This is a genomic window from Cardiobacterium valvarum (genome assembly GCF_900460955.1).
In the GTDB taxonomy this organism is placed as follows: domain Bacteria; phylum Pseudomonadota; class Gammaproteobacteria; order Cardiobacteriales; family Cardiobacteriaceae; genus Cardiobacterium; species Cardiobacterium valvarum.
In genome coordinates, this window is the sequence record NZ_UFUW01000001.1 from 1,628,751 (window position 1) to 1,648,975 (window position 20,225).

The 20,225-nt window shown below is 59.0% G+C and carries 13 protein-coding genes; 9 read left to right on the plus strand and 4 right to left on the minus strand.

Features of this window, described 5'->3' with window-relative positions; genetic code table 11:
* Positions 1-10: 10 nt before the first annotated feature.
* The 4 genes from frdA to DY250_RS07975 form a co-directional block, all read right to left on the minus strand.
* On the minus strand, positions 11-1,786 hold the full coding sequence (gene frdA, locus DY250_RS07960; protein WP_245951073.1) for a fumarate reductase (quinol) flavoprotein subunit: 1,776 nt from the start codon (positions 1,784-1,786) through the stop codon (positions 11-13).
* A 301-nt stretch (positions 1,787-2,087) separates the two neighbouring features.
* Positions 2,088-3,071, minus strand: a complete 984-nt coding sequence (locus DY250_RS07965) for a virulence RhuM family protein/type II toxin-antitoxin system death-on-curing family toxin (RefSeq protein WP_115611827.1) — start codon at positions 3,069-3,071, stop codon at positions 2,088-2,090.
* 87 nt (positions 3,072-3,158) lie between these two features.
* Positions 3,159-4,106, minus strand: coding sequence for a hypothetical protein (locus tag DY250_RS07970; protein WP_115612804.1), 948 nt, complete (start codon positions 4,104-4,106; stop codon positions 3,159-3,161).
* Between the two features lie 373 nt (positions 4,107-4,479).
* Positions 4,480-5,463, minus strand: a complete 984-nt coding sequence (locus tag DY250_RS07975) for a TRAP transporter substrate-binding protein (RefSeq protein ID WP_115611828.1) — start codon at positions 5,461-5,463, stop codon at positions 4,480-4,482.
* A 133-nt stretch (positions 5,464-5,596) separates the two neighbouring features.
* Here DY250_RS07975 and DY250_RS07980 point away from each other — a divergent pair, with 133 nt between their 5' ends.
* The 9 genes from DY250_RS07980 to DY250_RS08020 all read left to right on the plus strand — a co-directional run bounded on the left by DY250_RS07980 (position 5,597) and on the right by DY250_RS08020 (position 20,203).
* Positions 5,597-6,169, plus strand: a complete 573-nt coding sequence (locus DY250_RS07980; protein ID WP_225756063.1) for a TRAP transporter small permease — start codon at positions 5,597-5,599, stop codon at positions 6,167-6,169.
* Positions 6,166-7,479: a TRAP transporter large permease gene (locus tag DY250_RS07985; protein ID WP_115611830.1), complete on the plus strand. Its 1,314-nt coding sequence runs from the start codon at positions 6,166-6,168 to the stop codon at positions 7,477-7,479. Before DY250_RS07980 ends, DY250_RS07985 begins: the two co-directional genes overlap by 4 nt.
* A 3-nt stretch (positions 7,480-7,482) precedes the next feature.
* Positions 7,483-9,840, plus strand: a complete 2,358-nt coding sequence (locus DY250_RS07990) for a glycoside hydrolase family 31 protein (RefSeq protein ID WP_115611831.1) — start codon at positions 7,483-7,485, stop codon at positions 9,838-9,840.
* Between the two features lie 134 nt (positions 9,841-9,974).
* Positions 9,975-11,375 (plus strand): glucuronate isomerase, encoded by a 1,401-nt coding sequence (gene uxaC, locus DY250_RS07995; RefSeq protein WP_115611832.1) that lies wholly within the window; start codon positions 9,975-9,977, stop codon positions 11,373-11,375.
* A gap of 495 nt (positions 11,376-11,870) precedes the next feature.
* Positions 11,871-12,506, plus strand: a complete 636-nt coding sequence (locus DY250_RS08000) for a hypothetical protein (RefSeq protein ID WP_147293493.1) — start codon at positions 11,871-11,873, stop codon at positions 12,504-12,506.
* A 219-nt stretch (positions 12,507-12,725) separates the two neighbouring features.
* Positions 12,726-14,201: a DASS family sodium-coupled anion symporter gene (locus tag DY250_RS08005; RefSeq protein WP_115611834.1), complete on the plus strand. Its 1,476-nt coding sequence runs from the start codon at positions 12,726-12,728 to the stop codon at positions 14,199-14,201.
* A 116-nt stretch (positions 14,202-14,317) separates the two neighbouring features.
* Positions 14,318-16,537 carry a sensor histidine kinase gene (locus tag DY250_RS08010; protein WP_115611835.1) on the plus strand — a complete coding sequence of 740 codons (2,220 nt, stop codon included), beginning with the start codon at positions 14,318-14,320 and terminating at the stop codon, positions 16,535-16,537.
* On the plus strand, positions 16,534-17,901 hold the full coding sequence (locus DY250_RS08015; protein ID WP_006986223.1) for a sigma-54-dependent transcriptional regulator: 1,368 nt from the start codon (positions 16,534-16,536) through the stop codon (positions 17,899-17,901). Before DY250_RS08010 ends, DY250_RS08015 begins: the two co-directional genes overlap by 4 nt.
* A gap of 499 nt (positions 17,902-18,400) precedes the next feature.
* The gene (locus DY250_RS08020; RefSeq protein WP_115611836.1) at positions 18,401-20,203 is read left to right on the plus strand and encodes a glycosyltransferase family protein; all 1,803 of its coding nucleotides are present in this window, start codon (positions 18,401-18,403) and stop codon (positions 20,201-20,203) included.
* Positions 20,204-20,225: the final 22 nt, after the last annotated feature.

Genomic DNA, 20,225 nt, shown 5'->3' on the forward strand with positions numbered 1-20,225 from the left:
TGGGTGCCTCTTAATGGTTCGCTTGTTCTGCTTCTGCGCCGTACACCCGTTTGGCCGGCTGGGACTTAGTGATGCAGACGTCGCTGTAGGCAATTTCCGGTTTTTCCCCGTTCTCCTGACGGAAGGCCAGGGTGTGTTTGAGGAACTTGTCGTCGTCGCGTTCGGGGTAATCGAGCCGCTGGTGCGAGCCGCGCGATTCAGTGCGCTGTTCGGCGGAATAGATCATGGTTTCGGCGACATCCAGCAGGTAACCAAGCTCAATGGTGGTAAGCCAGTCGGTGTTAAAGGTATCGCTGTGGTCGGTGACGCGGACGTTTTGGTAACGCGCTTTCAGTTCCTTGATTTTGGCACTGGCGCGGGCGCAGTTTTCAGCGCTGCGGTAAATGCCGATTTCCGCTTCCATCATCGCGGTGAGTTCGCGGCGGATGTCTGCCGGTTTTTCGCTGCCACCACTGCGGTTTTTCAGTTCAAGGAACGGTTGCCAGGCTTTTTCGGCGAGTTGGGCAAATTGTTCTTTGCTGGCGTGATAGCTGCTGCCGCTGGCGCGTTTCCAGGCATCTTCCCCGGCTACTTTGCCGAAAACGCAGAGTTCGGCGAGTGAGTTCGAGCCAAGGCGGTTTGCGCCGTGCAGGCCGACGGATGAACATTCGCCGACAGCAAAGAGGCCTTGCAGGCGGGTCTCGCAGCGCTGGTCGGTTTCAATGCCGCCCATGGTGTAGTGGGCGGTCGGGCGGACAGGGATCGGCTCGTGCACCGGGTCAACGCCAACGAATTTTTTCGCCAGCGAGCAGATGAAGGGCAGACGCTCGGTAAGGTAGGCTTCGCCAAGGTGGCGCAGGTCGAGGTTGACCACATCGCCGCGCGGGTTCTGCACAGTACGCCCCGCTTTCCATTCGTGATAGAAGGCTTGCGAGAGTTTGTCGCGCGGGCCGAGTTCCATGTATTTGTTTTTGGGTTCACCAATCGGGGTTTCCGGCCCGAGACCGTAATCTTGCAGATAGCGGTAGCCGTCTTTATTGGTGAGAATGCCGCCTTCGCCCCGGCAACCTTCCGTCATCAGGATGCCGGAACCGGGCAGGCCGGTCGGGTGATACTGCACAAATTCCATGTCGCGCAGCGGTACGCCGTGGCGGTAGGCAAGCGCCATCCCGTCGCCGGTAACGATGCCACCGTTGGTGTTGAAGGCGAAGACGCGACCGGCACCACCTGTTGCGATGATGACGGATTTAGCCTGCACGGCACGCAGGACGCCATTTTGCACGTCGTAGCAAAGGACACCATGCAATGCACCCTTCTCTTCAATCAAGTCAACGGCGAAATGCTCGTCCAAGCGGTGGATATTGGGGAATTGCAGCGAAGTCTGGAACAGGGTGTGCAGCATATGGAAGCCGCTTTTATCCGCCGCAAACCAGGTACGCGGGATTTTCATCCCGCCGAAACGGCGTACGTTGGCGCGTCCATCAGGTTTGCGCGACCACGGGCAGCCCCAGTGTTCAAGCTGGATCATTTCTTCGGTGGCGTGTTCAACGAAGTATTGCACCACGTCCTGCTCACACAGCCAGTCGCCGCCTGAAACCGTGTCATTAAAGTGGTATTCAAGCGAGTCGTCTTCGCGCACCACGCCTGCCGAGCCGCCTTCTGCCGCCACGGTATGGCTGCGCATCGGATAGACTTTGGAAATCAGGCTGATTTTGGCATTAGGCGCACTGCGGGCGATTTCGATCGCGGCACGCAACCCGGCGCCACCGGCGCCGACGATGGCCACATCGGACTGGATTATGTCCATAGGGTACCTCTTTGTTATGTTTCTTGTGGATACGCGCATTTTATCATCATTTTATCGGCGCAGGCGAATGTAATCGGCTTTTTCCTTAATGAAAATAAGAATTTATAAGCACCAAATGGGTTCGCATTGAGGCAAATCAAGTGGCAATCCACCGCCGGTCCTCGTGCAATTTCTCGCTTTCATTGAGGATTTTTGTGCAACGATACTTTTGTTTCTCAATATTGGATGAGGGCAGTATTTCCTTTTCCTTGCCCTCTATGCCACCCGCTTGCCGTTCATGGGCAACTGCGGCGATACTGGGCTACGTTCCTTGCGGTTGCAGCATGTGCATGATGAGACGGATAAGCGTGTCTTTTTGTGCCGGGGCGGATTCGGCGACAAGCAGGGTCAGGGCAGCAAGGCCGGTGTCGTTGATGACGGGGTCACCGTCAGCGCGCAGCAGGCGGTGGTTGCGGTGCAGGAAATCCACGAACAGGAAGGCGCCGCTGCGCTTGTTGCCATCGGCAAAGGGGTGATTCTTCACCACGAAATAAAGCAGGTGCGCCGCTTTGCTTTCGATGGTGGGATAGGCAGGGGCGCCGAAAATGCTTTGTTCGAGGTTGCCCAGCAGGGCGGCGAAACCGTCTTCCCGTTCGCGGGCGAAGAGTTCGGTCGCCTCACCGCGCGCGATGAGTTGTTGTTTGAAGGTATGCAGCGCGGTGCGCGCTTCTTGCACATTGGGCAGGATGCCGCCGCTTTCACCTGATGGTTCTTGCAGCAGGCCTGCGTCGTATTGCTGCAGCCAGAGGAAGGTGTGGGTGTAGCGGCTGACGATGTCCACCAAACCGCGCCCGCTGTCCACGGTCAGTTCGGGGGAAGCAGCGGTTTTTTGGATGAGCCGCAGCGCCTGTTCGAGTTCGGCGGCGTTTTGTTGCAGACGTTGTTGATTCAGCGCGTAGCCTTTGAGCAGGTAATCTTTCAGACGTGCCGTCGCCCAGCGGCGGAAGGCGACGCCTTGCGGTGACTTGATGCGGTAGCCCACCGAGATGACGGTTTCCAGGTCGTAGTAGGTGACCGGGCGGTCGGCAGAAGCAATATGCATTTTTTGCATATTGCTTTCTGTATTGATCTCGCCTTCTTCCAAGGCATTGTTTATATGGCGGGAAATGACGGATTGGTCACGGCCAAACAGTGTCACCATTTGTGCCTGTGAAAGCCAGACGGTGTCGGTGTCGAAGCGGACTTCGACTTGGGTTTGTCCATCCGCACTTTGGTAGATTTCGATGGGGTTGTGGGTATGCGTCATGATACGGTCATTTTTTTGGTTGACCGCTTATGTTAGCAAAATGCGCCCGCAGGGAATGCGGGCGCAGCAAGGGTAAGGGAAACGGGCTTATTTTTTCCGCTGATATATCAGCACGGCGCGGTCATCAAAGCTGTAGTTGTCTTTGCTGATGCCTTTGGTTGAGGGGTGCTTGATGCGCATCGGGTCTGCGGCGAGTTGTTCACGCAGGGTTTTTTCGTAGCTGTCCACACTCGCTTCGGGCGGATAGATTTCGTATCCGTCCGAGCTGAGTTCGATGACTTCCGGCGCTTTGTCGAATTGCCATACGCGCAGTTTGTCGTGCGGGATGGGGAAGCCGTCGATGGCCCAGAACTGGAAGGCGGCGGGCGCTTCGGGGTTGTTCTGGAATTCGGCCTGGCGTTGCAGGAGCGGCAGGATGTAGTAGCGGCCGAGGTCGTTCTCACGGATTTGTTCGTCGCTCAGTTTGAGTTCGTCGATGACTTTGACGCGCAGGGCGCTGTTTAGGGTGTCAACCAGTTTTTCTTCGTCGTTATAGGCTTTGCCGTCGATGCGCGCTTTGGAATCCCCAATGGCGACGAGTTCGTTTTTGTCGAGGTTGTACCAGATGAGGGTGGCAGTCGGTCGGTTGACCGGTTCTTTGGCGAAGTCGATGTCTTTGTTCGCGGTGTAGAAGTCCTGGTATTTGTCGTTGATGCGTTTCAGGATTTCTTCTTTGTCAGTGTTGGGCGGCAGGTTCTGGAAGATGTCCTGGATGATGTCGCGGCTGACGCGGCCGCCTTTTTTGCCGTCGTAGGTTTTGCCGGATTTGTCGGTCGCCCCGTCAAAGACGGCGAGGTAGTGGTCGTTATAGAAGAGGCCGTCTTCGCAAACGGCGTTGTTTTTTTCGCCCGCGCCTTTTTTGCTTTCGAGGAAGTAGGCGATTTTGCTGCCGTCTTTGAGGGTGGCGGCGGTTTCTTTGCTGTATTGCAGGTCGTCTTTAGCTTGAGCGGCGAGGCTAATGGTCGCAATAGTGGCGGCGAGGAGAGCTTTTTGCATGGTGTTTTCCTTTTTGGGGGGAAGGATGGGAGCCGAGTGTGGGATTCCCGCGCCCGGCAGGCTGCGCTCTGGCTGTGCAGAGTGTTGGTACCGGCTGCCTTTATCTACGGCACGGGCGAAGCGGAGGCGTTCGTCGCTTGTGCCGTAGACAAAGACCGCCACCATTGGCGGTGGTCAGGGTTGGTAGCGGTTTGCTACGAACCCAGTATTTGTCCCGCTTGGCGGCGAGCCCAGTGTTTGTCCCGCTTGGCGGCTTTTATCTGACGCAAATCGTGTGGCAACGGATTATTCAGCCAAGCGGGATGGTTGCCGGGTTTTGTCGCTATACGGTTAGTTCAGCCCCTCCCCCAGCGGGAGAGAGGTTTTCATTGGCTTATTGCGGCGCTTTGTCTTTGATGCGTTTGATCAGATCGGCCATTTTTTCCGAGCTTTTTGCCGCATCTTCGTGCATCGGCAAGACTTTTGCGGCAAATGCGGCGGTGTCCACGTCTTCCACGAAAGTCACGCCCAGTTTGTCTTTGGCTTCTTTGATGACTTTGTCGGTGTTTTCTTTCCACAGGTCTTTTTGCAGCATCATGGATTCGCGACCGGCTTTTTTGATGGCGGCTTGCTGCTCAGGGGAGAGTTTGTCCCAGTCTTTGGTGCTCATGACGAGGACGTCCGGAATCATGGTGTGGCGGTCGTAGCTGTAATACTTGCTGACTTCGCCGTGGCGGTTGTCAACCAGTGCGGATTCGTTGTTTTCCGCACCGTCAACCACGCCTTGTTGCAGGGCGGTGTAGAGTTCGCCGAAGGCAATCGGGGTGGGGTTGGCACCGAGTGTTTCCACCATTTTCACCGCTGTTGGGCTGGGCTGGACGCGGATTTTCATGCCTTTCAAATCGTCCGGGGTTTTAATCGGTTTACCGGCGTAGAAGGAGCGGCTGCCTGCGTCGTAGTAGGTGATGCCGATGAAGCCTTTGTCTTTGGAGGCGTTCAATACTTCGTCACCGATGTCGCTGGTGAGCACGTCGTAGTAGTGCTGTTCGTTTTTGAAGATGTAGGGCAGGTTGAAGACGCCGTAGAGCGGCTCGAAGGCTTCGAGTTCGGCGGCGTTCGATTTGGCGAGCGCGAGGCCGCCCGATTGCACGAGTTCAACGGATTCACGCTGGGTGCCGAGCTGGGCGTTCGGGTAGATGCGGATTTTGACTTCGCCATTGGTGTATTCCTTCACTTTGTCAGCGAAGTTTTCCATGGCTTTGTGCACGGGGATATCTTTGCTCTGGTTGTGGGAGAGTTTGAGGGTGACGGCGGCCTGGCTACCGGCAGCGAGGCCAAAGGCAAGGGCGGCGGCAAGGGCTTTTTTCGTGAAGGTCATGGATTTTCTCCGTTGTGTGTGAATGCCTGTGGTTTATGTTATGTCTTCCTGTGTTTTTTTGTCAATACATTGGTTGACCACTCACAGAAAAATGGTTAATCTGCGCCTATTTCCTATTCTCCGCGAGGTGTTTATGTCTGATGTTGCTGTTCCCCCCCGTTCGCCGTTGGCGCGGCTCGCCGCCGTCGTCCGCTTGGCGAATGGTTATGTGTTGACGGTGCTGGCGTTTGCGCTGGTGGTCTGTGTGGTGTGGCAGGTGATGTCACGCTATACGCAGGTATGGGCGAACAAGATGCCCCTGGTTTTTCTGGCTGACCTGTTACGCCTAATCAAGCCCAGCACGGTCACGGATGAACTGGCGCGCTTCATGTTTATGTGGGTCGGGCTGCTCGGCGCCGCGCAGGCATCTGCCTACAAGCAGCATCTGGCGATTGATTTGCTGGCCATGAAGCTGCAAGGCGGAGCGAAACGTGCGCTGAATGTGGTCATTGAGTGCTGCATCATCGCTTTTGCCGCGCTGGTGATGATCAAGGGCGGCTGGGAACTCACCGTCAAGACGTTCGCCAATGACCAGGTCACGCCCGCACTGCAATGGCCGATGGGCTATGTCTATATGGTCGTGCCGGTTGCAGGCGCCTTGATGGTGTTTTTTGCCGTGGTGGAAATCGTGAACACATTATCAGGCCGTGAAGGGGGTGCCGCATGAGTCCGGAGATGTTGAGTATTCTGGTCCTGTTCGGGCTGTTTTTCCTGCTGATGTTCTTGAGTGTGCCGGTGTCGTTTTCCATCGGTATCGCCACGGTGGCGACGATTCTGATCACTATGCCGTTTGATAACGCGCTGTTCGTTACCGCGCAGAAGATGATTACCGCGCTGGATAGTTTCGCCCTGCTCGCCCTGCCGTTTTTCATCCTCGCGGGCAACATCATGAACCGGGGCGGGATTGCCATGCGCCTCATCAATCTGGCGCTGGTGCTGGCAGGCCGCCTGCCCGGCGCGCTGGCGCACTGCAACGTCATCGCCAATATGCTTTTTGGCTCGATTTCCGGCTCGGCGGTCGCCGCTGCAGCAGCCGTCGGCGGCACGATGAACGAGATGCAGCGCAAGGCGGGCTATGACCCCGGTTACGCGGCAGCAGTCAACATCGCTTCCTGCCCGACCGGCCTGCTGATTCCGCCCAGCAACACCTTCATCGTCTATTCGTTGATTTCTAACGGCACATCGGTGGCGGTTCTCTTCCTTGCCGGCTACCTGCCCGGCATCCTGATGGGGCTCGGCATCATGGTGGTTGCAGGTGTCATCGCCTGGCGGCGCAAGTATCCGGTGAACGAACGCGTGCCGCTTAACGCCGCCGTCGGTGCCTTCATCCAGGCTATCCTGCCGCTATCGCTCGTGATAATCGTCGTTGGCGGTATTGTTGGAGGCTACTTCACCGCGACCGAAGCTGCGGCCATCGCCGTGGTCTATTCCCTCTTCCTCGCCGTGATCGTCTATCGTGAAGTCAAGCTCAAAGACCTGCCGAAAATCTTCCTCGATTCCATGGTGACGAACGCCATCGTCATGCTGCTCATCGGCTGCTCCTCCGGCATGAGCTGGGCCATGGCCAATGCCGACATCCCCTTCATCATCGAAGAAGCCATCCTCGCCATGTCCGAGAACAAAATCGTCATCCTGCTGACTATCAACCTGATATTGCTCATCGTCGGCTTTTTCATGGACATGACCCCGGCCATCCTCATCTTCACCCCGATCTTCCTACCAATCGCACAATCACTCGGTATGGACCCCGTGCACTTCGGTGTGATGATGACCTTCAACCTCTGCATGGGCATCGTTACCCCGCCGGTCGGCAGCTGCCTCTTCGTCGGCTGCTCCGTGGGCAAAGTGCGCCTCGCGCAAGTCATCCCCTTCATGCTGCCGATGTACATCGCGCTCATCATCACCCTGCTGCTCGTGACCTTCGTCCCGCAAATTTCCCTGATTCTGCCGAAACTGCTGCTCGGCTACGGAGGCTGACCCATGAAAACCCTCAAACACTGGCAACTGCATAGCGAAAACCCGGACGGCGTGACGCTTCTCTGCGACGAACGCCACCTGCTGCACATCATCGTCCTCGAAGACTACCTCTGGCGCGTCTGGCTCATGCAGGACGGCGCAAGCCGCCTTGACCGCACCTGGCTCATCTCACCCGATACCGCGCCCTGCCCGATAGAAGGGCGCGAGCGGGCGAGCCGCGCGGGCTTCACCTGCCCGCCGGTCACCATCCGCCAGGATGACGACCACCTCACCCTCACCGGCAGCACCCTGCGCCTAATCGTCCACCGCCCGCTGTGGCTCGAATGGCAAGAGAAAAACGGTGATGACTGGCGCACCATCGCCAGCGACCGCCCGACCGGTGCCTACCAGCTCGGCCACTCGCGCCCCGGCATCGCCCACTACATGAAACTGAACGCAGGCGACCGCTACTACGGCCTCGGCGAAAAAGCCGGCACCGTGGACCGCTACGGCAAGCGCTACCAAATGAAAAGCCTCGACGCGATGGGCTACAACGCCGAAACCACCGACCCGCTCTACAAACACTGGCCCTACTACCAGGTCGTGAACAGCGAAGGCGCGCACTACGGCCTCTACTACGACAACCTCAACACCAGCACCTTCGACATGGGCAACGAGCTGGACAACTACCACCCGCGCTACCGCAGCTACCGTGCCGAAGACGGCGACCTCGACTACTACCTCATCCACAGCACGAGCATCCTCGACAACACCCGCCGCTTCGTGGCACTCACCGGCCGCTACACCTTCCCGCCCAAATGGAGCCTCGGCTACTCCGGCTCCACCATGAGCTACACCGACGCCCCGGATGCGCAAAACCGCCTGCAACACTTCATCCGCGACATCCGCACCCACGCCATCCCCTGCGACAGCTTCCAGCTCTCCTCCGGCTACACCAGCATCAACGGCAAACGCTACGTCTTCAACTGGAACCGCGACAAATTCCCCGACCCCAAAGCCTGCTTCGCCGCCTACCACGACGCAGGCGTGCGCCTCGCTGCCAACATCAAACCCTGCCTGCTGCATGACCACCCGCGTTACCAGGAAGCTGCACAACAAGGCCTCTTTATCCGCGCCAGCGACAGCGACGCCCCCGAAGAATCCATGTTCTGGGACGACACCGGCTCACACCTCGACTTCACCAACCCCGCCACCGGCGCGTGGTGGCAAAAAAACATCCGCGAACAACTCATCGACTACGGCATCGACGCCACCTGGAACGACAACAACGAATACGAAATCTGGGACGACAACGCCCGCTGCCACGGCTTCGGGCGGGAAATCCCCATCCACCACATCCGCCCGCTCATGCCGCTCCTGATGATGCGCAACTCCCATGAAGCACAAACCGCCGCCAGCCACGAGCGCCCCTACCTCATCTCGCGCAGCGGCTGCCCGGGAATGCAGCGCTACGTCCAGACCTGGAGCGGCGACAACCGCACCAGCTGGCATACCCTCAAATGGAACATCCGCATGGGCGTCGGCATGAGCCTCTCCGGCATGTACCACATCGGCCACGACATCGGCGGCTTCGCCGGCGACAAACCCGAGCCCGAACTCTTCCTGCGCTGGATACAAAGCGCGCTATTACTACCGCGCTTCACCATCCACAGCTGGAACGACGACGGCAGCGCGAACGAACCGTGGATGCACCCCAGCGTCACCAACGCCGTGCGCCAGGCCATCGAACAACGCTACCGCCTCATCCCGCACCTCTACACCCTGCTCTGGCAGACCCGCGAAAACAGCGAACCCTACCTCCGCCCCACCTTCCTCGACCACGAACACGACCCGCGCACCTACGCCGACACCGACGACCACATGATCGGCCGCGACATCCTCGTCTGCCCCGTCACCGCAGAAGGCGTGCGCGAACGCGACGTGTACCTGCCGGACAACCACAGCGGCTGGTACGACTATTACAGCGGGCAGTACCACAGCGGCGGGCAAACCCTGCATGTTGCCGCCCCGCTCGAACACCTGCCGCTCTACATCCGCGCCGGCAGCCTCATCGCCGAAGGCAACCTGCTGCACGCCGACAGCCCGGACGACGACACCGAGCGCACCCTGCGCCTCTACCCCGACCCCGGCACCAGCACGAACAGCGGCACAATCTACGACGACAACGGCACCGCACGCGAAGGCGAGCCCTACTGGCGCCTCGACTGGAAACTGCACGGCGACGCGCACAACCTCTACCTGCGCCTTAAAGAAAGCGGCGACTACGAACCCGCCTACCGCGACAACATCCGCGTCACCCTGCCGCCCGGCGAAAAACGCCGCCTCATCACCAGCGGCAACATGGCGGTGCAGCAGGCATAAAACGTAGGGCGGGCTTCAGCCCGCCAAAAGCCCTCGCCCTGTGGGAGAGGGACTAAAAAACCGCGCAGCGACAAAACCCGGCAACCACGCCGCTTGACGGGACACCCCAATACACAAACCAACCGGAGCCAACCATGACCTTCCTGACCGACGACTTCCTCCTGCACAACGACACCGCGCGCACCCTCTACCACGACTACGCCAAAGACCAGCCCATCTACGACTACCACTGCCACCTGCCGCCCGCCGACATCGCCGCGAACCGCGAATTTGCCGACCTCTCCGCCATCTGGCTCGAAGGCGACCACTACAAATGGCGCGGCCTGCGTACCCTCGGCATCCCCGAACGCCTCATCACCGGCGACGCCAGCCCGCGCGAAAAATTCCAAACCTACGCCGAAGCCGTGCCGCACTTCATCGGCAACCCGCTCTATCACTGGACACACCTCGAACTCAAACGCCCCTTCGGCATCACTACCCTGCTAAACGGCGCAAGCGCTGAAGCCGTCTGGCAAGAAGCGAACGCCCGCCTCAAAGAACCCGCCTTCCGCGCGCGCGGCATCCTCGAACAAATGAACGTGAAAATGGTCGGCACCACCGACGACCCCTGCGACAGCCTCGAACACCACGCCGCCATCGCCGCCGACAAAACCTTTACCGTCAAAATCCGCCCCAGCTGGCGCCCGGACAAAGCCATCAAAATCGAACACGCCGACTACCCCGCCTACATCGAGCGCCTCGAAGCGGCAAGCGGCATCACCATCCGCCGCTACCACGACCTCACCGCCGCCCTCGACAAACGCCTGGAACACTTCGCGGCATCCGGTTGTCTCGCCTCCGACCACGGCCTGGAAATCCTGCGCTACGCCGCCGTGCCGGACGAAAAAACCCTCGATACCATCCTCGCCAACCGTCTTGGTGGCAAAACCCCCAGCGAACAAGAAACCGCACAATTCCAGACCGCCCTGCTCGTCCACCTCGGCCGCGAATACGCGCGGCGCGGCTGGGTCATGCAACTGCACATCGGCCCCATCCGCAACAACAACAGCCGCATGTACGCCCGCCTCGGCCCGGACAGCGGCTACGACTCCATCGGCGACCGCCCCATCGCGGACAACCTCGCCGCCCTGCTCGACGCCCTCGACAAAACCGGACAACTGCCGAAAACCATCCTCTACACCATCAACCCGCGCGACAACGCCCTGCTCGTCACCATGTGCGGCAACTACGCGGACGAAGGCGTGCGTGGCAAAGTACAGTTCGGCTCCGGCTGGTGGTTCAACGACCAAAAAGACGGCATGGAAGCGCAACTCACCACCCACGCGCAAATGGGCATCCTTTCGACCTTTGTCGGCATGCTGACTGACAGCCGCAGCTTCCTCTCCTACACCCGCCACGAATACTTCCGCCGCATCCTGTGCAACCTCATCGGCGGCTGGGTGGAAGCGGGCGAAGCGCCGCGCGACCTGCCGCTACTCGGACAAATGGTGGCGGACATCTGCTACGGCAACGCCAAGCGCTACTTCGAGTCCTAGACCGGCAACGCCCCTGCCTGCCACAAACGCCGCCCGCATCGAGGCGGCGTTTTTCAACAGAAGGCAACGCGCGCCAAGCGGGATAAAGACTGGCCTCGCGTAGGGTGGGCTTCAGCCCACCGAGCAGGCGTTACTGACTTCGTTGAGCGGCGTCGTTACTGGGCCTCACCAAGCGGCGTAAATACTGGCCTCGCACAGATGGTGATCATCGTGCCTCTCCTTCGTGGTGCTTTGCTGCCGGTTCATCCGGGATGACCGCCGCTGCCGTTGCCGGCTCATGTTGCCTCCTTGTGGCGATGTGTTGACGGTGAGCGGACTGTACATCGATCCGCCGCATCAGCTCTCTCCGGAGCCCTGCCATGCTGTTTTTCCCCTATGCATAGCGGCGAGCAGTGCCAACGCGTTTTCGGCACAAGGTTTGCATGGTGAAAAATGGTGCGAGACCGCAATGAGGCGGCATTGCGCACGTCAACATCCTTAGGCTTGGAGATAGCAGTGAATCGATTTTTTCCCGCCATGCTGTGCCTGCTGGTAGCGGCTATGGCTCAGGCACAAACGGGGCGGCTCGTCGGCATGGACGCACTGCCGGAAGACGGCATACGGCGCCTGGTTGGCGCGGATGAGGTGGATTGCAGCCGTATTCTGGACGCCGGGGCGCGGCAGTCGTGCGAGGATGCCCAAGCCAAACCCGCGCTGCCGGTTGAAACGATCTCCGCCGAAGACCGGGCGCTGCTCGCCGCACGCATGACGCCGCAGGCGCGGCAGGCTGCTGCCCCCAAGAATCTGCAAGACCCCATCGTTTGCGAACGTTTCAGTCCGCAGAAAAGCGGCCACTTCACCATCGCCGCCCGGGATGGTTCGCAGGAGGTGGTCGATGGCAATGCGTATCTGTATTTCCGCGTCAGCAAAGACGACGATCTTATGGAGTTACCGGAGGTGTTCGTCGGCGATACCTTGCCGAAGACCTTTGCCGCGCGCATGAGCGACGGCTCTACCAAGTATCTCGGCGACGGCAAATGGCTGGAAGAGGCAACACGGGTGCAGGCCGGCGAGAGTTACCGCGTCCGCCTGACCATCCAGTCGCCGGGGACAACCAGCATCGCGGAAAGTCTTGCCTGCCTGACGCCGTAGTGCAGCGGGGTGTGCGGTTCACCTTCATGCACGGAAAAACCGCACAACGACGCCGCTTGGCGACATTTCTTCCGTGCCTTTATCAACATTGCAAAAAGCAGACTGCACCTGCTCGATGGGCTGAAGCCCAGCGGATGAGCAGCTTGTCGCTGCGGCTGTATGGCTTTCCCCCTGCCCCCGCTATATGATTGCCCGGAAACCTCAACCGGGAGAATCTCTATGGCCATCAAGCCCATTCCAACCCTGATCGCGCTTGCCATCACGCTCTTCATCTGGTTTGTCCTGCCCGTACCGGCGGGGGTTAGCGAAAACGGCTGGCATCTGCTCGCCCTCTTCGCCGGTACCATCGCTGCCATCATCGGCAAGGCGCTGCCGCTTGGCGCGGTATCGGTGATTGCTGTGGCGCTGGTCGCCATCACCGGCGTGACCGTTGGTGCCGACGTAAAGAATCCCGGTGCTCAGGCGATCAAAGACGCCCTCTCTTCTTTTTCCAACCCGCTCATCTGGCTCATCGTCATTTCCATCATGGTCGCCCGTGGCGTCATCAAGACCGGTCTCGGTGAACGCATCGGTTATTACTTCATCGCCCTGTTCGGCAAACGCACCATCGGCATCGCCTACGCGTTGGCGCTGTCAGAAACGGTTCTCGCCCCTATCACGCCTTCAAACACCGCACGCGGCGGCGGCATCATCCACCCCATCATGAAATCCATCGCCGGCGCCTTCGATTCCGACCCGGGCAAGGGCACGCAGGGCAGGATCGGGCGCTATCTCGCCCTGGTCAATTACAACGCCAACCCCATCACTTCCGGCATGTTCATCACCGCCACCGCTCCCAACCCGCTGGTGGTGGACGCCATCAACAAGATGGTCGGTAGCGATTTCCACATGAGCTGGACGACCTGGGCGGTCGCCATGTTCATTCCGGGCATGGCCTGCATCCTGCTGATGCCGCTGGTGCTGTATTTCTTTTATCCGCCGGAAATCAAGAAAACCCCCGATGCCACTGCCTTCGCCCGGCAAAAACTCGCCGCCCTCGGCAAGATCAAGCGCGATGAATGGTGGATGCTCGGCGTTTTTGCCCTGTTGCTCTGCTTCTGGGCGGATATTCCTTTCCACCTCACCCACATCGCCGCCCTGAAGCTTAATCCGACCACCACCGCTTTCCTCGGCCTCGGCGTGCTGCTTGTCAGCGGTGTGCTCGTCTGGGGCGATATCACGGCGGAAAAAAGCGCCTGGGATACGCTCATCTGGTTTGGCGCACTGGTGATGATGGCCGACTGGCTGAACAAGCTCGGCATCGTTTCTTACTTCGCCGGACAAATCCAGGGCAGTATTGAAACTCTCGCCCTGCCCTGGTTCTTCTCGATGATCCTGCTCGCCCTCATCTATCTCTACGCGCACTACGTCTTCGCCAGCACCACCGCGCACGTCTCCGCCATGCTGGCCGCCTTTTACAGCGCGGGCGTTACCCTCGGTGCGCCGCCGCTCCTCTTCGGCCTCGTCCTCGCTGCGGCAGGCAACCTCATGATGAGCCTCACCCACTATGCCACCGGCACCGCGCCCGTTATCTTCAGCTCCGGCTATGCCACCCTCGGCGAATGGTGGAAGGCGGGCTTCATTTCCAGCGTCGTCAACTTCACCGTGTGGATTACCGTCGGCATGTTGTGGTGGAAAGCGCTTGGCTACTACTAAACTGCACCGATACCGGCCGGACGAAAGTCCGGCAAAAAATATTGGCAACACCATGACGTGCTTCATCCGTCCGCTGTCCATCTTTTCACCACGCCTAATCCCGCCCGCAAGCCAAGATGACGACTAACCTGCCCCTACCCTACTCCGCCCCCACGATTCCCCTGGCATCCAGCCAGTTCAGCCGCCAGCGCAAAGCGCGCCGCACCGGCATCCTCCTCATCTGCGCCATCCTCGTCCTGCTTACGCTGAACAGCATCCACAGCTTCGGTCAGGCAGCAATGAGCGGCCAGCCGCTACAACAAAGCCAGCTCGCCCTTATCAACGTTACCATCGCCGGTCTCGTCATCCTCATTCTCATCACCCTGTGGCAAATCATCCGCAGCGCGCGCGACCACCGCCTCAAGAAAAAAAGCAGCCTCGGTTTTTATTACGGCTGGCGCATCTTCACTACCGCCATCATCCCTGCCGCCATCATTGCCGCGTTTAGCTGGCAATACCTCACCTACGACCTCGGTAAAGTCTTCAACACCCGCATCAACAACGCTCTTGACAACGCCCTGCAACTGTCCCGCACTGCCATCGCCATCCGCACCGGCCAAACCCTCGAACAAACCCGCATCCTGCGACAGGCGATGGGCGACATGAATCAGGCGACGCTGATCGCCAACATTGAGCCACTGCGGCGGCAGACCGGCGCACTCGAACTCGCCGTCTTCGACCTGCAAGGCACCATGGTCGCCTTCAGCAGCATCGACACCGGCAAACTCATCGTCGAAGCGCCAAGCACCGCCGCGATGCTCAACGCCACCGACGAACAGGAACACTTCGAATACGGAGACAACAACGGCGAATACACCATCACCGTCCTCACCATCATCCGGAAACCGGAAAACACCTTCTACCTGCAAGCGATGTATAGCATGCCCGAAGCCTTCAACACCCAGGCGGAAGACGTGCGCGAACAATACCGCCAGCACCAGAGCTACAACGCCTTGCAGCCACGCATCCGCGCCAACATCATCCTCGTCTTCGCCACCACCATCCTGCTCACTACCCTCATTATCATCTGGCTGGCGGCGCATTTCAGCGAACGCCTCGGCCACCCGCTGCGCGCCCTGAGCCGCGCCGCCGAAAACATCGCCGGCGGCGACTATCACGCACGCATCACCGACCTGCCGCAAAACGAACTCGGCAACCTTGGCCGCCAGTTCAACCACATGAGCCAGAGCCTCGAAGACGCGCGCGAGACCAATGACCGCGTGCAGCGCCTGCTCGTCGAACAAAAAGTACGGCTGGAAACCATCATGGATAACATCACCGGCGGCGTGCTCACCCTTGACGGCGGCGGCCGCCTGCAAAGCTGGAACCGGAACGCCGGCAAAATCCTTGACCTTTCCCTCGTCAACCTGCACAAAACCCCGCTGCCCGAAACCGACAAACCCAGCGAAAACAGCTACCAGGAACTCATGCAGGCGCTCTTGCCCGTCATCACCACCAGCCAGGAAAACTGGCAGCAGGAAATCACCCTAAACCGCCACAGCGCGCGCAAAATCCTCATGTGCCACGGCAGCCGCCTACCGGATAGCGGCAAACGCGGGCGACACGGCCACGTCATCGTCATTGACGACATCACCGAATTCCTGCACGCCCAGCGCAACGCCGCCTGGGAAGAAGTCGCGAAACGCCTCGCCCACGAAATCAAAAACCCGCTCACCCCCATCCGCCTGCAAAGCGAACGCCTGCAACGCCGCCTCACCGACAAACTCGCCAACGAAGCCGACCAACAAATCCTCAGCAAAGCGACCGGCACCATCATCGACCAGGTCGAGGCCATGCAACAAATCGTCGCCGACTTCAGCCAAATCGCCAAACCGCTCGACACCCGGCGGCAGAACCTGCAACTCAACCCGCTGCTCCGGCAAATTGCCGAACTCTACCGCGAACACCACCCCGAACTCGACCTTGCCGAACCGCAGCACCCGGTGTATGCCGATCCCGTCCACATCCGGCAAATCCTCATCAACCTCATGAAAAACGCGATAGAAGCGACCCAGCACGAAACCAGCCCGCGCATCCGCTGGCGCAGTTACGAAGAGGGCGGCAATATCATCCTCGACATCGAAGACAACGGCCCCGGCTTTGCCGACCTCACCAAAGACCCGTTTGAACCCTATGTCACCAATAAACCCAAAGGCACCGGCCTCGGCCTCGCCATCGTCAAAAAAATCGTGCACGAGCACGACGGCACCATCAGCGCCGGCCATAGCCGCGAACTGGGCGGTGCTAAAATAACCCTCACCCTGCCCGCCACCCAACCCGCGAGTACCCCCGTATGACCAACACGACCAATGCCGACATCCTCATCATCGACGACGAAACCGGCATCCTCGACACTCTCTCCGACATCCTCGGCGATGAAGGCTACACCACCTACACCGCTGCTAATGCCGCCGAAGCGCGCGAACAAAACCTGCAACACAAACCGCAACTCATCCTCCTTGACATCTGGATGCCCGATACCGACGGCATCAGTCTGCTGCGCGAATGGCAACAAAGCGGCAGCCTGCAATGCCCCGTCGTCATCATGAGCGGGCACGGCACCATCGAAACCGCTGTTGAAGCCACCAAACTCGGCGCCTACGACTTCCTGGAAAAGCCGCTATCCAGCGCCAAACTGCTGCTCACCGTGCAGCGCGCCCTGCAAGCCCACAACCTGCAAACCCAAAATGCCGCACTCAAGGCCAAAATCAACCCGCCCGCCGAAATCATCGGCAAAAGCGTGCAAACCCAGGCCCTGCGCCAGCGTGCCGCACAACTGGCCGAACAGAACATGCCCATCCTCATCCACGGCAACGCTGGCACCGGCAAACAGCACCTCGCCCGCCACATCCACCAGAACAGCGTGCGCCGCGACACCCCCTTTATCAATACCAACCTCGCCGCCATCGACAGTAACGACATCCCCACCATCCTCCTCGGCGACCATAAACGCCCCGGCCTCATCGCCCAGGCCGGCGACGGCACCCTCTACCTTGACGAAATCGGCAACCTGCGCGAAGACATCCAGACCACCCTGCAACACCTGCTCGAACACCACGAATACTATCCCGGTGACAACAGCGGGGCACGGCAAAGCCGGGCGCGCATCATCGCCGCCACCCGCCTGCCGCTGAACATCCTCAAAGAACGCCTGAGCCCCGCCCTCTACGACCACATCACTATCGCCACCCTCGCCATCAGCCCGCTCGAAGCGCACAGCGAAGACGTGCCCGAACTGCTCGACTACTACAGCCAGCAATACGCCGACACCGAACAACTGCCCTACCGCCACTTCAGCCTCGCCGCACAGAACCTGCTGCGCCAGCACAACTGGGCGGCGGGCAACATCCGCGAACTGAAAAACCTGGTGCAGCGCCTGCTCGTGCATAGCGACGAACCGGAAATTGGCGCCGACGAAGCCAAAGCGGCTCTCATCCCGAATGAACACAGCAACCCGGACAGTCTGTGGTCGCAAATCATCCCGAAAGACATGACACTGCGTGACGCACGCGAAGTCTTCGAGCGACAATACCTGCTCGAATACTTCCGTCAATGCGACGGCAACATCGCCAAACTCGCGGGCAAAGTGGGCATGGACCGCACCAACCTCTACCGCAAACTGCGCAGCCTGGGCATAGACCCGACCCACAAACCCAAATAAGACTCGCCGCCGACACAGGCGGCTTTCTCTTGCCGTTTACCTTTGCAGCGACAAAACCCAATAACCACGCCGCTTGGCAGGTTCAGTAACCACGCCGCTTGGCAGGTTCAGTAACCACGCCGCTTGGTGGGCCCAGTATTTACGCCGCTTGGCAGGCTCAGTAACTACGCCGCTTGGCGGACCCGGTATTTACGCCGCACATCTGCACATGAGGCTTTTCTTGCTATCCGGACATCCGGCGGCATATCCCGATCGATATAATGCGCGCCTCCTGTTTGGCGTGTATATTTTTATCTCTGCCTCTATTGGGCGATCCCGATAGATTTCATGCAGACATACCGCCGGAAGCCTATCGCACACGAGTAGAATTGGCGTAATTAACCATATGAATGACATGAAAAAGCCACTATCACTACAACAGGAAAAGAACGGCATAAAAAAAGCTGCCTTACGAGCGGCAAACGCCGCAAAAAAACTCACAATCTCAACGAATACTTCCATGAATATCCTGCAAAACTTTATCTTTCCGGACTATAACCCGCTTGCACCCGCAGACATGTATTTCCGTGGCGACGATGCCGGCGTATTCCTGCGCAATGAAAGCTGTCTGCAATGCAAAAAATACGGCCAATATACCTTTGATACTTACTTTAACGGCTTCATGCTCGATGCCTGGTCCGGCCGGGCAAAAATCGACAGCCTGCACGCCACCTTGCACGGCAAAGGTGCTTTCCAAATCCAATTCATCCTGGTGCGGCACAGCGATTATGCCCTGACGGAAAAAGCCGAGAACCATACCCGGCGGATTATCCTGACGCAGCACGTCACGCTGACCGAAACCGGCGTTTCTTTCCCGCTGGATAGCGCCCTCGCCTGGCAGGACGGCATGCTCTATCTCGCCATCACCGCCCTGGAAGAAGACGCTCTTTTTTATGGCGGTGCCTATTGGACGGAGACCGCGCCGAGAAATCCGATCAAGCTGGGCATGGTCATCACCCACTTCAACCGCAAAAACTATATCCTGCCCGCCATTGCAAGAATTAGCCACCATATTCTCGGCAATCCGCAATGGGCGGATAAAATCGCCCTGATCGTCGTTGATAACTCGCAAAACATTTCGGCGGAAGAGGCGGGATTGGCGCATGTCATTCCCAATCAGAATCTCGGCGGTAGCGGCGGATTCACGCGCGGTCTGCTGTATTTGCAAGATGCTGGGGATTTTACCCATTGCCTTTTTATGGACGATGACGCTTCCTGCGAAATTGAATCCATCCTGCGCAGCTATGTTTTGTTGCAATATATACAAGAATCCCGTTTTGCCATCGCGGGCGCCTTATTGCAAGAAAACTTTCCATCCATCCTGCATGAAAAAGGCGCCGTCTATCGCCATACCCTTAATCATGGCCTGCATCGTGGTCTGGATATCCGTGAGAAAGAAAATGTCATTGCCTCGGAAATTGGCGAGATGGCTGCCAATTTCGGCGCCTGGTGGTTTTTCGCCTTTAACATCCGCGATGTCGAAGTGTATCCCTATCCTTTCTTCGTGCGCGGCGACGACATCCTCTTCGGCATCAGCAACCGCTTCAACATCCTCACCCTCAGCGGTATCGCCTGCTGGGGCGATGACTTCGCCATCAAGGAAAATCCGCTCACCCGCTATCTCGGCCTGCGCAGCACCCTGGTCTGCTCAATGCTCTTGGGCGATGTCTCCTGGCCGCACCTGTCGCTGACCTGCCTGCGTTGGTTTGCGGCGAGCGCCCTCTCCCATAACTACGCCTCCGCCGAAGCACTCCTGCTCGCCCTGGATGACGTATGCCGGGGGCCGGATACCTTCTTGCAGGACATGAGCGCCGCCAAGGTGCGCGAAAAAATAGCGCCCCTCACCGCGCAGGAAAAAATGACCCCGGTACGGCATGAAGATATCGGTGCCCAATTCGTCGGTATGCACGAAAGCTGCTGGCGCAAGCTGTGCCGCCTCCTCACCCTGAACGGTCTGCTCCTGCCTTCCTTCCTGCTCAAAGACGATACCGTCTGGCAGCGCAAAGGCTTCCGTGCTTCCTTCCGCGAAATTTTCCGCTTCAAGCGGGTCTATTACGAATACGAAAGCGGACATGTTGGCTATCTGGCGCATTACGACCGCAAACGTTTCTTTGCCCTGCTTTTCCGCCTGCTGGGCATGTTGCTGCGCAACGCACCACGCTACCGGCAACTGCGGCAGGAATACCGCACGCGCTTCCCGGCGATGACCTCGCGTGCCTTCTGGCAGACGGTGTACACCGACGACGACAAAACACAGGGATAATCCCGCCGGGACCGCCCGCCAG